This window comes from Heliomarina sp. (assembly GCF_052826185.1).
Window position 1 is genome coordinate 1 of the sequence record NZ_JBRBUI010000001.1, and the last position, 14,677, is coordinate 14,677.

A 14,677-nucleotide genomic window follows, 5' to 3' on the forward strand; every position below is an offset into this window, starting at 1 on the left:
AGCTCAATCTATCCGGTCGGCAGCAATGTGGCGGTCAAACGGCGATTTCTGGGATCGTTTCACGGTATGATGAGATCGGTGTCTATGGGCCCGAAAGACCCATCGTTTTGGTACCTCATGGATTTATTAACATAATTTACACTATACGAACTGTGGATGTACGAGAGCACATCGTAAACTGGCTTGCGACAATTCCCTTGTCTTGCTGGAAAGCAAGGAGAACGGACATGGCCCATGCAGAGCTGGATTTGCGCGATAGACGCGCAATCGACGACATGTTGAATACCAAGATGCCGGTGAGCAAGATCGCAGCTGAGATTGGGAGGCATCGCTCGACAGTATATACGGCAACATCCTATGCGCTTGATCATCCCGAGGCTCTGGCCGGGCTTGTCTGCGAAAGTTTTGCTTTCCGTGTACCGGCGCCAAAAGGCGGTGCTGGCGGTGATAAAGGGGGTGGCGCGGGTGCTGCCCGATCTGCCGGTTCTGCGGCTGAAAAACCGCGATTTCACCCGTGATCCCGATGCGCTTCGACGGCTGAACGCCGATCCGATGGTTCTGAAAGAAACCCAGCCCGCCGTGACCGTTGCCGCGATGGCTCGGGCGAATGAACGGCTGGAACGGGAGTTCTCTCGCATCACGATGCCGGTCCTTATTCTGCATGGCACGGCCGACAAAGCGACCATGCCCGCTGGCAGCGAAGTCTTTGCGCGGGATGCCGGGTCACCAGACAAGACTCTCAAACTCTACGAAGGCCACTACAACGACCTGCTGGCCGACATCGGAAAAGACGAGATTCTGCGGGACATTCTCGACTGGATTGAAACGCGCATCGCGCATTGAACATAAGGAAGCAAAAATCATGAGATTGCCATTCATTTCCACGCCCTTGCTGGCGGCTGCCATTCTTGCGGGGTTCTTGGTGCAAGCGCCGAGGATCTGGGCCGAAACACCGTCCGCCAGCGGCAGCGTTCTGCCTACCGGAGGCGGGGCCGCTCTGTTTGACCCGTCTAACGCGGTTATCCTGCTGCTCGATCATCAGATCGGCCTGTTTCAGACGGTGAAGGATATAGATGTGGACGATTTGCGTCGGAATGTCGTGATGTTGACGCGGCTTGCCACCTTGCTCGACATTCCGGTTATCGCAACGGCCTCGGAGCCCAACGGTCCGAACGGTCCGCTCATGCCCGAGATCGCAGAATCTGCGCCCGACGCGACCTATGTCCCGCGCAAGGGAGAGGTCAACGCTTGGGATAACGCAGACTTTGTCGCCGCCGTCGAAGCCACCGGCCGCAAAACCCTGATCATGGCCGGTGTCTGGACAAGCGTTTGCGTCATGTTTCCCGCACTGGATGCAAAAGCCGCTGGATACGACGTCTACGCCGTGATCGATGCTTCGGGTGATCCAAGCGAAATGACCTCACGGGTTTCCGTCAGCCGATTTTCGCAAGCGGGCGTCGTGCCGACCACCACCAACGCCGTCTTGTCAGAGGCCCACCGCACATGGAACCGGCCCGAAGCCGCAGACTTGGCTCAGCTTTACGCGCTGGTCGCCCCAAATTACGCGGCGGTCATAGAGAGTTACTTCAAGGCGCAATCGGTCGCGGCTGCAACCGAGTGAAGGCTTTGAACTCACCTGTCAGCCCCGCTATTCCCTAAAGGCGGGGCTGATCGTATTTACCCGGGATGTTGGTACGCGGCGGCTTTTGTCGGCTGGCCAACATCCCTTTCAGGGCCGTCGTTCATACCCGTCCCAACCGTAGAAGGAGGCGACGACGGCGCGTCCGCGTGTACGCCCAGCGATCATCTCTGCCATCTCCTCGTCGGGAGTTGCCACGTTAACCAAAGGAACAGCGGTCAGCACCCTTGATTAAGGTCTTAGGCGATACTGGCAGCTGCTATCCACGCGCGGAGAGCTTCTAATCGGTGGTAGCGAATGGTCAGCGCGGCGCGTCGGTGAGCTGGAACGGAGAAACAATTGCGGGTTGCGGAGTGGATGGACAAGAAGAGTTGCAGGCCGCGGGGTGAGCGATAGTCCTGCATCATGCGCTCCCGCTTTCGGAACGGCAAATGGCTGTTCTCGGCACGATTATTGAGCCCTTTGTGCGACCAGTGCTCCAGCCCCGGCTCGAGCTCTCGTTTGGCCGCGCTATATGAGCGGAGCTTGTCCGTGATGATCCTCTTCGGAACAGATACTGCCCGCTTCAACAACTTGCGCAGAAGCCGTTTAGCAGCCCGTTTGTTCCGCCTGGACTGGAGGATCTCGTCCAGAACGACGCCGTGTTGATCAACGGCGAGCCAGAGCCAGAACGTATTTCCGGAAATCTTCACCATGACTTCGTCAAGATGACAAATGTCGCCGGGGAGGCGCTGGCAATGCCGCAGGTTCTTCGCGATCTGCGGCTCGAATTTGGTCGTCCAGCGCCGAACGGTTTCATAGGAGACGTCGATGCCACGTTCGAGCAACACCGCCTCCACCTCTCGCAGACTCAGATTGAACCGGACGTACAGCCAGACCGCATGGGCGATGATCGAGGGCGGGAACCGGTGACGCTTGTAGCTGATGGAAGATGTCTGCATCGCTATGACTTACGTAGCAATCAGCGAGCAGGCAATCGCTACCCGCTTAACGTGACAACTCCGTCAGGAGAGCTTGGCTCCTACTGTTTTATTGAGCGATGCTCGTCGCCGGCATGGTCTCGCGCGGAGCGGCGGTCTGTGCCTGGCTAATCGGAAGGTTCTGGACTTCTTGAATTCGACAGGGCTTCCGCGCCGCGCCGGTGCCTTTCGACCCAATCGCGTTCGCGGTCCTCGATCAGGTGCCAGAGTACCTTCCAGAAGCCTTCTACCGCTTCGTCCCCTGCCGCCTTGCTGGCGCGCTCGATCCGCTCGAATTGGAACGATGTGAGTGCGTTCAGCAGCTCGACCCCATCGGGTGTGGTGTATAGATGTCGCTGCCTGCGGTCGACCTGCGAGGTTCGTTGCTCGATCAGCTTCATCCTGACGAGGTCGCCCATGGGGCGGTGAATGTTCTGGTTCGTTACACGGATCAACTCCAGAAGTTGACCGACCGTGATACCCGGCGATTCGGTAACGAAGTACAGTATCCGGTGGTGGACTCGTCCGAGACCGAGCCCGAGGTCCGCGATGCGGCGGTCGGCGTCATCAATCAAATTGAGATGGGCGAGGAAGTGCAGCTCCAGCGTCAGCCAAGGCGCTGTCGGAGAGCTGACCGGGGGCCAGTCATCCTTGGCGAGGGGGGTGAGCGGCGCGGTCGCTGCGTTTTGGGATTTCCGCATGTGGCTAGGGACCCTGTAAACTTCTTGGTGTCACAGGATGTTTAGCGGGGCCGCCAGAATACTCAAGATTCAAACTATGCCTAATACAAAACTATAACAATCTTATTGACATTAAATCGCCGATGCTGTGATCTCGCCCACATGACCGGGACTCCGGTCGTGCAAGGGAGGAAGTCATGACAAAATATCGCAAGGCGGCGTTCATCGTCGCGGCGGCCGCAGCGCTTGGTGCGACGTCGGCCCAAGCTGAAGAAGACGCATTCCGCATCGGAGGCATCGTGTCGTTGAGCGGCGCATACGGAGTGATCGGAGAATCCATGCGCAAAGGAGCCGAACTGGCGGCAGATGTGCGCGGCGGGACAGTGCTGGGCGCTCCTATCGTGTTCGAGTGGGAAGACACGGAAACAAATCCGCAGATCGCGGTGCAGAAGGCATCGGGGCTGATTGGCAAGGGCGTCGACATGCTGTTCGGCGCGGTCAGTTCCGGTTCTACACTGGCGGTGATGAAGGTGTCAGAACGGCGCGGTGTCCCTCTGCTGGTCACGTTGTCCGCCAGTGATCGGATTACTGGTGAGGACATGGCTTCCAACACCTTCAGGACGTCGAACCCCGTGCGCATGGAAAATACCATGATGGCTGAGTTTGCCGGGCGGGAAAAACTGGACAAGATCTACGCGGTCGTTGCCGACTATGGTGTCGGGCGCGACATGTGGGAAGATCTTAAGGGTCGGCTGACTTCGATCGGGGCGGAAATCGTAGCCGAGGATTATCCCCCTCTTGGCGGGCGGGATTATGCGCTGATTATCGACAAGATTCAAAAGACGGACGCTGATGGTGTCGTGATGATCATGACCGGCGGCGACGCAATCACCTTTCTCAAGCAATCCGGTCAGGTCGGTCTGAAGGACGAGAAGCAAATTTTCGGAACCATGGTCATGGACGAGATGATGGGCGAGGCTGTCGGCAATCTGTCCTACGGTGTCAATTCGACTCTCCGCTACCATTTCGCGATCGACAACGAGGTCAACCGCGCCTTCGTCACAGCTTTCCAAGATAAGTACGGTACCTACCCTGACCAAGCGGCTGGAGAGGCCTATGACGGCATGGCCTGGTTCTTAGACGTCGTCGATCAGACAGGCGTATGGGATCAGCAGGCGTGGATTGAAGCCTTTTCGACCTCGACCAACACCAATTCAATCGAGGGTGTGAAGATCATGCGCGCCTGTGACCACCAAGCCGCGCAGTCCGGTCTTTTCGGCAAGGCTGTGCAGGGAGAGGCGCCCTATCCGGACGTGACGATGGCCATCTCCTACCAGTTCGACAGTGAAACCCTTTTCCCGGCCTGCGACTAACCGAGGGGCGGCACCTTGACGGGCCGCCCTTTTTTCATCCGCCGATCATGATGACGGACACCATATGCGACTGATCGACTACTTTCAGAAGGGCCTGGAATACGGTCCCGACCACCCTGCGCTTATCGATGCACGGACGCGGCTGACCTACCGCGAGGCGGACGAGATGGGCCGACGCATCGCTTCCGCTCTGCTAGGGAAAGGGCTGGCCGGTGGAAACCGCTCTGCCCTGTTCAGCCCGAACTACGCGGCGGCGTTCGTCGGACTCGTGGGGATATTCCATGCTGGCAACATCTGGGTGCCGACCAACGCTCGGAACTCGGTCGAGGCCAACGTGCATCTCCTGAACTTGACGCAATGCGAGGTGCTTTTTTATCACGGAGAGCTTGAGGATGCCGCACTCGACATGGTCTGTCAGGTGCCCTCGCTCAAGCTTGTGGTCTGTCTTGACCGCACCGGTCGCGACGGAGCCATATCGCTGGCCTCCTTCGCGGCGACCGGAACGGGCTCGATGCCCGTTGTTCCGGACGACGACGACCGGATCGCCTCTGTTTTTCCCACGGGCGGGACGACAGGCCTGTCCAAGGGCGCAGAGTGGTCCCATGGAACCTGGGGCCAGATGGTGTCGGAGTTTTGGACCAACATGCCCAGCCAGGGACGTGCGGTGCACCTGGTCGCCGGACCGATGACCCATGCCGCCGGCGGGCTGGCTGTCATGGCGATGGCGCGTGGGGCGACGAACGTGGTGATCCCGAAGGCCGATCCTGAGCTCATCATGCAGAGTATCGAGAACCACGGTATCACGCACATCTACCTACCACCGACGGTCCTTTACATGATGCTGTCGCATCCGAAGGTGCGCAATTACGACTACTCCAGCCTTCAATATTTCGTGCTGGCCGCCGCGCCATGCGCGCCAGACAAACTGCGCGAGGCCGTCGAGATCTTCGGGCCGGTCATGTGCCAGTGTTACGGCCAAGCCGAAGCGCCAATGTTCATCTCGTTCCTGGATCGTGACATCCTTGCAGATGCTGCGCAGGGCAACGCAAACAATCGCTTCGCAAGCTGCGGCCGCCCGAGCCTGAGCGTCCGGGTTGCTATTCTTGACGAAGAAGGCACCGAGTTGGCACACGGACAGCGGGGCGAGATCGCGGTGCGTGGGCCATTGGTTTTCGATGGCTACGTCGACAATCCGGAAGCGATGGCGAAGGCCTTTCGCAACGGCTGGCTTTTGACCGGCGACGTCGGATACCGCGATGAGGATGGGTTCCTCTATATCGTGGACCGCAAGAAGGATATGATCGTCACCGGCGGCTTCAACGTCTTCAGCGCCGAGGTGGAGCAGGTGATCCTTTCCCATGGATCGATCAACGATTGCGCTGTGGTTGGCGTCCCCGATCCCAAATGGGGCGAGGCGGTAAAGGCCGTTCTGGAAATGAAACCCGGCCACACCGTCGATCAAACCGAAATCATCAGCCTAGTGAAAGAAAAACTGGGAGGGGTCCATGCCCCCAAGAGCGTCGAAGTCTGGCAGACCCTGCCGCGCAGCGCGGCGGGCAAGATTCTCAAACGCGAGATCCGCGAGCAATATTGGACCGGCGAAACCCGTGCCGTCTGAATCCGAAAGTATGAGAAGATCATGACCGGAACCATCCTTATCGGCCTCAGCATTGCGATGATGCTGTTCCTGCTGGCGGCGGGGTTGACAATCATCTTCGGAATGCTTGGCGTCATCAACTTTGCGCATGGCGTTCTGTACATGATGGGCGGCTTCGTCGCCGTCGAGATCGTCCGGCAGACCGGCAGCTTCTGGCTGTCGCTGCTGATTGCACCGCTGGTGGTGGCGGCGCTGAGCGCCCTCCTCGAGATCCTGCTGCTCAGGCCGCTTTATGACAGGGATCACGTTGAACAGCTTCTGATGACTTTTGGAGTCATATTAGTCTTGGACGAATTCGTGCGTACCGTCTGGGGGCTCGGCTATCATGACATTCCTCTTCCCGAGAGCCTGTCCGGCACAATGGTTGTGCTTGGTTCGGATGTTGCCCTCTATCGCCTTTTCCTCATCGGGGCGGGCTTGGTTGCGGGGATCGGGTTATTCGCGCTGATCGAATGGACGAAACTCGGCATCGTTCTGCGTGGAGCGATGACCCACCCGTCCATGGTCCGCAGCCTGGGCATACCGATCTCAACCATCCGGACTATTGTCTTTGCTTTGGGCGGCGGGCTTGCGGCGCTTGCCGGCACTATCGCCGCACCGCTGATCCCGGTTCAGGTGGGAATGGGGTTTGGGATCATCGTTGACTGCTTCATCGTCGTGATCCTCGGCGGACTGGGCAACATCCGCGGCGCCATTGCGGCCGCGCTCCTTCTAGGGGTCGTCCGAGCTTTCGGGCAACAATACTTCGCGGAATGGATCGAACTGTCGACCTATGTCGTGTTGATGGTTGTCCTTCTGGTTCTTCCACAGGGCCTGTTCACCTTCACCAAGGGGCGTAAGGCATGACGCGCGGAAACTGGCACTTGCACCTCTTGTTGGCCACGCTGATCCCGCTGGCGATCGTCATCCTGTCTTTCCTAGGCGGGGCACAATTGCACACGCTTCTGGCGCTGATCGTCGTCTGGTCGATCTTCGCCATTGGCTTCGATCTCATCTTCGGGCTGACCGGGATCATTTCATTCGGACATGCTGCCTTCTTCGGGATCGGGGCCTACACCTTTGCAATCCTCACGCTCGACTGGGGTGTTCCGGGGTTAGCGGCGCTTGGGGCGGCCATCCTGGTCGGTGCGGTTCTCGGCATCCTCTTCGGCACCGTGTCCCTGAGGATCTCCGGCATCTATTTTGGCCTGACCACTCTGATCATGGCTGAGATGGTCAACCACCTTATTTCCATCAAGCTCAAACGTTGGACCGGCGGAACGGATGGCATCGCGGGGGTGGAGAGGCCCGAGCTGCTTGGACTGAATGTCTATGACGACCACGTATACCTCATGGTTCTGGCTGCGATCTTCTGGATCGTGCTTCTCGGTTATGCGCTGCTGCGGGCTTCAGCCTTCGGACAGGTACTGAGTTCGATCCGGCAGAACCCCGTTCGGACCGCGCAGCTTGGTTATGACGTGTCGATGTACAAGCTGTCCGCTTTCTCAGTCTCTGGCGGCGTTTCGGGTCTGGCCGGGGCGCTTCTAGGGGGGCTGATCTACTACGTCGGGCCACAGATGACTCATTGGGCGACATCCGGCGACGTCCTGATCATGAGTGTTCTTGGGGGGCGCGGTACTTTTCTAGGCCCGGTGGTCGGTGTCGCGCTGTTCGAATTCCTACGCGAGGGCGTGAGCGACGTGTCCGATCACTGGCATGGGTTGCTCGGGCTGGTCTTTATCTCGGTCACCTTGTGGATGCCGGGCGGAGTGGTTGGACTGATCCGGGACCGGATCGACTGCCGCACGGCACGGAGCCGCGCGACCGCACCGACGGAAAGCGTGACATGACCCATGCTTTGACCTGCACCGGGATCGGCGTCCGCTTCGGCGATTTCCGCGCTCTGACTGATATAAGCCTTAACTTTCCGACCGGTCGTGTCACCGCTCTCATCGGGCCGAACGGAGCAGGGAAGACCACCCTTCTGAACGTACTGTCCGGTATCCAGCCCGCCTACAGTGGACGCATTGCCTTCCACGGGCGGGATGTCACGCGGTTGCCGCCGCATCGGCGCGCAGCCCTCGGGATCGCACGGTCATTCCAGATCGTCACCATCTTTCCAGACATGACGGTGCTGGAAAACGTCTGCTTTGCACGGCAGCGCAAGCATTTGAAAGTCGCTTTGCCGTGGCAGCTTGTTCACCGGATGGCGGGCAGCCGCCGGGACGCAATGGAGGTTCTGGACCGGTTCGGCCTTGCAGATCTCGCCGACGCGCAGGCGGCGACCCTGTCGCATGGCAAGCAGCGCGCCCTCGAGCTGGCAATCGTCGTGGTCAACGATCCGCAACTGCTGCTGCTTGACGAACCGCTCGCCGGGGTGGGGCATTCGGAGATGACCGAATTCGCGGCGCTGATTGGTGAGGCCACGGAAGGCCGGACGGTCATCCTAGTCGAGCACAATATGGACATGGTCATGGGAATCTCTGACCAAATCGTCGTCCTTCTTGGTGGAGCGGTCCTGGCACGAGGCACGCCGGCCGAAATCCGAACCGACCCCCGCGTTCGCGATGCTTATCTCGGAGAATAGCAATGCTGACTCTTGAAAAGGTCGACGCCTATTACGGCGCTGCGCAGGCCCTCCACCAGGTGACTCTTTCGGTCCGTCCCGGAGAGGTGCTGGCGCTTGCGGGCAGGAACGGCGCGGGCAAAAGTACGACGCTCAAGGTGCTGGCCGGGCACCTACAGGCGCGCTCCGGGTCGCTTGGCATTGATGGCAAGCGACTTATTCGACCGACGCCCGAAATGTTGAGTCGACTGGGAGTCGCCTATATCCCAGAGGACCGGCAGATCTTCCCTTCTCTCACGGTGCGCGAGAACCTCGTGATTTCAACCGTAGCACATGCCAGCCTGGACGGCGGCTGGACGATCGACCGTGTCTTTGACTTGTTCCCGAGGCTGAAGGAACGTCGCCGAGCCTATGGCCAGGAACTTTCAGGTGGCGAACAACAGATGCTGGCTATTGGCCGCGCCCTGTTGTGTCAACCGCGTCTGCTTCTGCTCGACGAACCGACCGAAGGGCTTGCCCCGGTGGTGGTCGCTGCCCTTGTCCAAGCGATGAAGGAGATCGTCGCCGAGCAGGCAGGGGTCATCATAGTGGAGCAGAATTTCACCGTCCCCGAAGCCCTGGCTACGTCCTTTTCCGTGATGGATGGCGGTCGGATCGTCTGGGAGGGCACGAAGGCGGATTATCTGTCCAGCCGGCAGGACGTTATGGCTTTGCTGTCCGGACTAGGAAACGGTGCGGAGCCTCAGCCCGCGTGAGTGCCAGAGATTTTTGCAAAAATGGAGCTAAGCGATCATGACTCAGACCAAGAAGCCTCTCGTCGCCGGCGTCGGCATGGTGAAGTTCGAAAAACCCGGCCGATCTGAAACCTACGATTTAATGGCTGCTAACGCAGTGCGCGAGGCGCTGGCCGATGCAGGGCTCGACTATGACGCGATCCAATCCGCCTATGCCGGGTATGTCTATGGCGATAGCACCAGCGGGCAGAAGGCACTTTACCAAGTCGGCATGACTGGCATCCCAGTTATCAACGTAAACAACAACTGCTCCACAGGATCGACGGCCCTGTTCCTGGCGCGCCAGGCAATCGAAAGCGGCGCAGCCGACTGCGTTCTGGCGGTCGGCTTCGAACAGATGCGCCCTGGAGCCCTTGGCAACGTCTTCGAGGATCGGCCGAGCCCGTTCCAGGAGTTCGACAATTCCACCGATGCTATCGTTGGTCATGGCGAAGTTCCATTGGCACTGCGGTACTTCGGCGGCGCAGGTTTGTCGCACATGGAAAAGCACGGCACCACGCTCCGTGATTTCGCCGAGGTTCGCGCCAAGGCAAGTCGGCACGCGGCGCGCAATCCGCTGGCTTTGTTTCGAGACGAGATGTCGGCTGAAGAGGTTCTGGCATCGAAGGAGATCTGGCCAGGCGTTCTGACGCGTCTCATGGCCTGCCCGCCGACCTGTGGCGCCGCCGCCGCCGTGCTAGTTTCGCCCGAATTCGCCCGCCGCCATGGCGTTAGGAAAGATGTGCGTATCGTCGCACAGGACATGGTCACCGACCGGCCCAGCACATTCGATAGCGGCGACATGATGCGTGTTGTCGGATACGATATGTCCGTCGAAGCCTCTGCCAGGGTCTACGAGTCTGCCGGCATTGGTGCCGCAGATGTCGATGTGGTCGAGCTGCACGACTGCTTTGCCCAGAACGAGCTGATAACATACGAGGGGCTCGGCCTGTGCCCGGATGGCGGGGCGCAGAAATTCATCGCGGATGGAGGCAACACCTATGGTGGGGAGGTAGTGGTTAATCCGTCAGGCGGGTTGTTGTCCAAGGGTCATCCGCTTGGCGCCACAGGTCTGGCCCAGTGCTATGAACTTACTCACCAACTGCGTGGCACCGCAGGCGACCGTCAGGTCGAGGGCGCAAAGACGGCGCTTCAGCATAACCTTGGCCTAGGCGGAGCCTGCGTGGTGACGATGTATCAGTCGGCATGACAGGCGGGCCGCGTCTTGGCGAAGGCGCGGCACACTCGGTACCGATGCGGACCAAGACGTGTGGTCGTTGAAATTTTGGAGCGTCGCAATGCTAGCAGCATCATTGTCCGCCTCCGCGATCGGGTTGAATAGCCTCGAGTTTCCTAGAAGCCTTTTTGTCTCAGTTTCTGCTGCCGCTGGAATTCGACAAGCGACAGCATTCCGTTCCGAGCGTGCTTGCGCTTTGGATTGTAGAACATCTCGATGTAGTCGAACACGTACCGTCGCGCTTCTTGGCCGGTCCGGTAGTTGCGGCGCCGGCGAGTTGTCAAGTTAAGCTGGTAGCGATTGCCTGCTCGCTGATTGCTACGTAGGTCATAGCGATGCAGCATCTTCCATCAGCTACAATCGGCACCTGTTCCTGCCCTCGATCATCGCCCACCCGGTCTGGCTGTACGTCCGGTTCGATCTGAGTCTGCGGGAGGTCGAGGAGATGTTGCTCGAACGTGGCGTCGACGTTTCCTATGAAACCGTGCGGCGCTGGACGGCCAAATTCGGGCCGCAGATCCCGAGGAACCTGCGGCGTTGCTAGCGCTTCCCCGGCGACATCTGGCATCTGGACGAAATCGTAGTGAAGATTTCCGGCAAGAGGTTCTGGCCCTGGCGCGCCGTTGATCAAAACGGCGTCGTTCTGGACGAGATCCTTCAGGCCCGGCGGGACAAACGGGCCGCCAAACGGCTTCTGCGCAAGTTGTTGAAAAGCGCGGGATCTGTTCCAAAGCGGATCATAACGGACAAGATCCGCTCATATGGCGCGGCCAAGCGAGAGCTCGTGTCCAGACTAGTTCACTGGTCGCACAAAGGGCTCAACAACCGGCGCAACCGCTCAAATCTTAGTGCCCTCAATATATTCGCGCTGGAAAAATTCATTTCAAACATCAACGAATTTAAGATAATTCTGATTATGAGATGTTTTGGCACGGCAAGGAGCGCGCTACCAGTTCTGCACGCTTCTACCACTGGTGGGCGATCTGGCGGTCAAGCTTTTCATGAAGCTGGAGAATACCCAGTTCGGCCTTAAGATTGACCGGCTTTGTCAGGTTGATGCATTTGACCTCTGGAACGGCTGTGCTGTCGAAATTACTACATGAAATCCGGAACACCCGAACATCTCAAGCAAGCGCAATCAACTTTGCAATCCCCGCTACCCTGTTACTCCCGAAACGCCATCGCATCTCCACCCAGTCACACCGTCATGCGCGTTCAGCCTTTGGGCCGAATATGCAGCAAATCTGGCCGTCTGAAAACCATGTTGGCGGATCGTCGCACTAAGGACCAGGCGACCTGACAAAACAGTTATGACAGGGACTGTGCCAGTGCCACCAGATCCCGCGCGGACATACCCGGGCTGGCCCCGATCCCGGCGGCAAGATCGTTGCAGGCGGAAATCACCCCGTTTTCCCAGCTCGACCTCGCGTCGCCGATCCGGGCCGACATTGCAGCCACGGTTGCGGCGGCCACGCCCCGGTCCTGAAGCGCGGGGAGACGCGACGTCGCCGCGCCCCCGGCATCGTTGAATAGAGCGAGGTAGGCGTCAACCTTCAGCGCGTTGGCGGGATTGCCGCCGAAGATCGCCCCGTGTGAGCCGGTGATCACGATCTGACCTGCATCCTCGGGGCGCACAAGGCTGGCAGAATCCACCAGCACAAGGCACCGCGCGCCCTGCCCCAGAACCTCGCGCGCCTCGCGGATTTCCCCCGTCTCACCCAAAGGCATTGCCGCGCAGGTCAGATGCTGCATGGTCTCGGCGCAGGTCATGCCGGGCGCCACGCCCGCCGTCCGGGCCTTGTCGTTGACGTGCGAGATGACCCCCTGCCCCAGCATTGCGGCGGCATCGCCGATGGGAGCGCTGCGGTGATCCACCGCAACCGCTGCCATGCCTGCTCGGTCAAGCCAATCCAGTCCACCGATGCCCGCATTGTCTAGCCCGACGCCTGCATCATGGAACACCGCCGCACGGCACCCTGACCGGAAGGCCAGACAGGCGGCAAACACCCCCCCGTGCGAGCCGGTGACGACAACGCGCTCCTGCGCACCATCCAGCTTCGTTACACTATCCGCCAGCAGCGGCTCAGGCAACGCGGTCGCCCTTCTTCACCTTGACGGCGCGGCTGTCCGCGGCAGGCAGCATCTTGCCCGGATCGCGTGTCACCACCACATCGAGCACCGTAGGACGGTCTTTTTCGGCCAGCCCTCTGCGGATCGCCTCGCCCAACTCATCCGGAGTTTCCACGCGGATTCCAAGGCAACCCATTGCCTCGGCCACCGACGCATAGTTCGTCTCGGCCAGATCGCTCGACTGGTAGCTGCCTTCGCCATACATCAGGTGCTGGAGCGCCTTCACATAGCCCGAGGCGGCATTGTTCACGACCATGATGACGGGCGCCAGTTTCATGCGCCGCGCGGTCTCTATTTCCCCCAGCACCATGTTGAATCCACCGTCGCCGGTGATGGCAAAGACAGCCCGTTCGGGCGCAGCAAGACAGGCGCCGATGGCACCCGGTAGTCCGTAACCAATCGAGGCAAAGCCCCGGTCAGGCACGAAGCCCCGGCCCGGTTTCCGGCTGTCGTACAGGAGCCCGCCCCAATGCGCCGCGAACCCGCCATCGGCGATCAGAATCGCGTCATCAGGCAGGTTGTTGTTCAGCTCGCCTATCATGCGGCCCATTGAGACCGGCACTTCTTCGCTGGTCAGCCGGGCGCTGGCCATCTTGCGCCACTCTTCCATCTTGCTAACTACGTCCTCGCACCAGCTTTGCCGCGCGTCTGGCACGGGTTTGTCTTTCAGTGCCGCGTGTAGGTCGCGGATACCTTCGCGGGCATCGCCCCAAAGCGGCAACTCGGGCGCATAGGTGCGTCCGATCTCCTCGGCCACTATATCGAGGTGGATCACCCGCTTCCCCGGTGTTGGCACCGTGTATCGCTTGGTCGCAATCTCACCCAGCTTGCAGCCGACCACCAGCAGGCAATCACTTTCTTCGATCAGAGCGTTGGCAATGCGGTCGTATCGCCCGAAAAGCCCCGCCGACAGCGGACTTGTGCAGGCGATGGCACCCTTCCCGCTCATGGTGTGGGCGACGGGTATTTGCATCGCCTCGGCGAAGTCCTGCAAATCCTTGGCTGCCTGCGAGATGTGAACTCCACCCCCTGCAAGGATCAGAGGACGTTCGGCCGCCACGAGCAGCGCAGTCGCCTCGGCCAGCGCTGCGGCCTCGGGACGGCAGCGCAGGGCAGGCGCGGCCTCATACCGGGAATCGCAAAGGAAATCCTCATCCCCGAACCCGTATGTGCCGTGCGCCACGTCCTCAGGCACGATCAGCACTACAGGTCCGGGGCGCCCGGTGGTGGCCACGATGAAGGCGCGGCGCAGCAGTTCAGGGATACGATGAACCGACTCGACGCGGATCACTTCCTTGCAGGTGGGGCGCAGTATCTCGGCCTGATGAGTTTCCTGCGTCATGTTCTTCCACGAATGATCGCGGTGCGTGTCGCCAACGACGGCCACGATGGGAGAACCCGCGTTCAGCGCCTCGACCAGCCCGGTCACAAGGTTCGTCGCCCCCGGCCCGAGCGTGGCATCCACCAGTCCGACCCTGCCCGACACCTTGGCATAGGCATCGGCGGCAAAGGTGCCGCAGCGTTCGTCGTTGATCAAGTGGTGGTTCAGCCCCAGCCGCCGTGCGGCATCGTAGAACGGCAGCAACTGAAAGCCGCCCATTCCGAAGACCGGGCCGACCTTATGCGCAAGCAGCGCGCGCACCAGTGCTTCGCCGCCGGTCATTTCGTTCGTGTCAGTCATGTG

At 60.0% G+C, this 14,677-nt stretch carries 13 protein-coding genes and 3 pseudogenes; 11 read left to right on the top strand and 5 right to left on the bottom strand.

All coding sequences use genetic code 11. The features are described from left to right. Positions 1–227: 227 nt before the first annotated feature. The 3 genes and pseudogenes from ACU0FH_RS00005 to ACU0FH_RS00015 form a co-directional block, all read left to right on the top strand. Positions 228–344 (top strand): annotated as a pseudogene (locus tag ACU0FH_RS00005) (helix-turn-helix domain-containing protein); the annotation flags it as partial. A gap of 13 nt (positions 345–357) precedes the next feature. Further along, positions 358–843 (top strand): serine aminopeptidase domain-containing protein, encoded by a 486-nt coding sequence (locus ACU0FH_RS00010; protein WP_446192865.1) that lies wholly within the window; start codon positions 358–360, stop codon positions 841–843. Between the two features lie 19 nt (positions 844–862). Continuing rightward, positions 863–1,621, top strand: a complete 759-nt coding sequence (locus ACU0FH_RS00015; RefSeq protein WP_446192833.1) for an isochorismatase family protein — start codon at positions 863–865, stop codon at positions 1,619–1,621. A 257-nt stretch (positions 1,622–1,878) separates the two neighbouring features. Here the strand turns inward: ACU0FH_RS00015 and ACU0FH_RS00020 are convergent, their stop codons facing one another. Then, a complete protein-coding gene (locus tag ACU0FH_RS00020; RefSeq protein ID WP_446192834.1) occupies positions 1,879–2,580 on the bottom strand; it encodes an IS6 family transposase in 702 nt (233 codons plus the stop codon). 146 nt (positions 2,581–2,726) lie between these two features. Then, positions 2,727–3,299: a MarR family winged helix-turn-helix transcriptional regulator gene (locus ACU0FH_RS00025; protein WP_446192835.1), complete on the bottom strand. Its 573-nt coding sequence runs from the start codon at positions 3,297–3,299 to the stop codon at positions 2,727–2,729. Positions 3,300–3,475: 176 nt separating this feature from the next. Here ACU0FH_RS00025 and ACU0FH_RS00030 point away from each other — a divergent pair, with 176 nt between their 5' ends. The 7 genes from ACU0FH_RS00030 to ACU0FH_RS00060 all read left to right on the top strand — a co-directional run bounded on the left by ACU0FH_RS00030 (position 3,476) and on the right by ACU0FH_RS00060 (position 10,836). Further along, on the top strand, positions 3,476–4,651 hold the full coding sequence (locus ACU0FH_RS00030; RefSeq protein WP_446192836.1) for an ABC transporter substrate-binding protein: 1,176 nt from the start codon (positions 3,476–3,478) through the stop codon (positions 4,649–4,651). A 64-nt stretch (positions 4,652–4,715) separates the two neighbouring features. Beyond that, complete coding sequence (locus ACU0FH_RS00035; RefSeq protein WP_446192837.1) at positions 4,716–6,269, top strand: AMP-binding protein; 1,554 nt, start codon at positions 4,716–4,718, stop codon at positions 6,267–6,269. 21 nt (positions 6,270–6,290) lie between these two features. Further along, complete coding sequence (locus tag ACU0FH_RS00040) at positions 6,291–7,154, top strand: branched-chain amino acid ABC transporter permease (RefSeq protein WP_446192838.1); 864 nt, start codon at positions 6,291–6,293, stop codon at positions 7,152–7,154. Continuing rightward, the gene (locus ACU0FH_RS00045; protein ID WP_446192839.1) at positions 7,151–8,137 is read left to right on the top strand and encodes a branched-chain amino acid ABC transporter permease; all 987 of its coding nucleotides are present in this window, start codon (positions 7,151–7,153) and stop codon (positions 8,135–8,137) included. Before ACU0FH_RS00040 ends, ACU0FH_RS00045 begins: the two co-directional genes overlap by 4 nt. Next, complete coding sequence (locus tag ACU0FH_RS00050) at positions 8,134–8,874, top strand: ABC transporter ATP-binding protein (protein ID WP_446192840.1); 741 nt, start codon at positions 8,134–8,136, stop codon at positions 8,872–8,874. The genes ACU0FH_RS00045 and ACU0FH_RS00050 overlap by 4 nt, the downstream gene beginning before the upstream one ends. Before the next feature lie 2 nt (positions 8,875–8,876). Beyond that, a complete protein-coding gene (locus ACU0FH_RS00055; RefSeq protein ID WP_446192841.1) occupies positions 8,877–9,608 on the top strand; it encodes an ABC transporter ATP-binding protein in 732 nt (243 codons plus the stop codon). 37 nt (positions 9,609–9,645) lie between these two features. Beyond that, complete coding sequence (locus tag ACU0FH_RS00060) at positions 9,646–10,836, top strand: lipid-transfer protein (protein WP_446192842.1); 1,191 nt, start codon at positions 9,646–9,648, stop codon at positions 10,834–10,836. 143 nt (positions 10,837–10,979) lie between these two features. Here ACU0FH_RS00060 and ACU0FH_RS00065 read toward each other — a convergent pair. Continuing rightward, a pseudogene (locus tag ACU0FH_RS00065) lies at positions 10,980–11,135 on the bottom strand (IS3 family transposase); the annotation flags it as partial. 77 nt (positions 11,136–11,212) lie between these two features. Here ACU0FH_RS00065 and ACU0FH_RS00070 point away from each other — a divergent pair. Beyond that, positions 11,213–11,710, top strand: a pseudogene (locus ACU0FH_RS00070) (IS6 family transposase); the annotation flags it as partial. A 461-nt stretch (positions 11,711–12,171) separates the two neighbouring features. Here the strand turns inward: ACU0FH_RS00070 and ACU0FH_RS00075 are convergent. Both ACU0FH_RS00075 and ACU0FH_RS00080 read right to left on the bottom strand, forming a co-directional pair. Continuing rightward, positions 12,172–12,954 (bottom strand): hypothetical protein, encoded by a 783-nt coding sequence (locus tag ACU0FH_RS00075; RefSeq protein ID WP_446192843.1) that lies wholly within the window; start codon positions 12,952–12,954, stop codon positions 12,172–12,174. After that, positions 12,947–14,674 carry a thiamine pyrophosphate-binding protein gene (locus ACU0FH_RS00080; protein WP_446192844.1) on the bottom strand — a complete coding sequence of 576 codons (1,728 nt, stop codon included), beginning with the start codon at positions 14,672–14,674 and terminating at the stop codon, positions 12,947–12,949. The genes ACU0FH_RS00075 and ACU0FH_RS00080 overlap by 8 nt, the downstream gene beginning before the upstream one ends. Positions 14,675–14,677 lie beyond the last annotated feature (3 nt).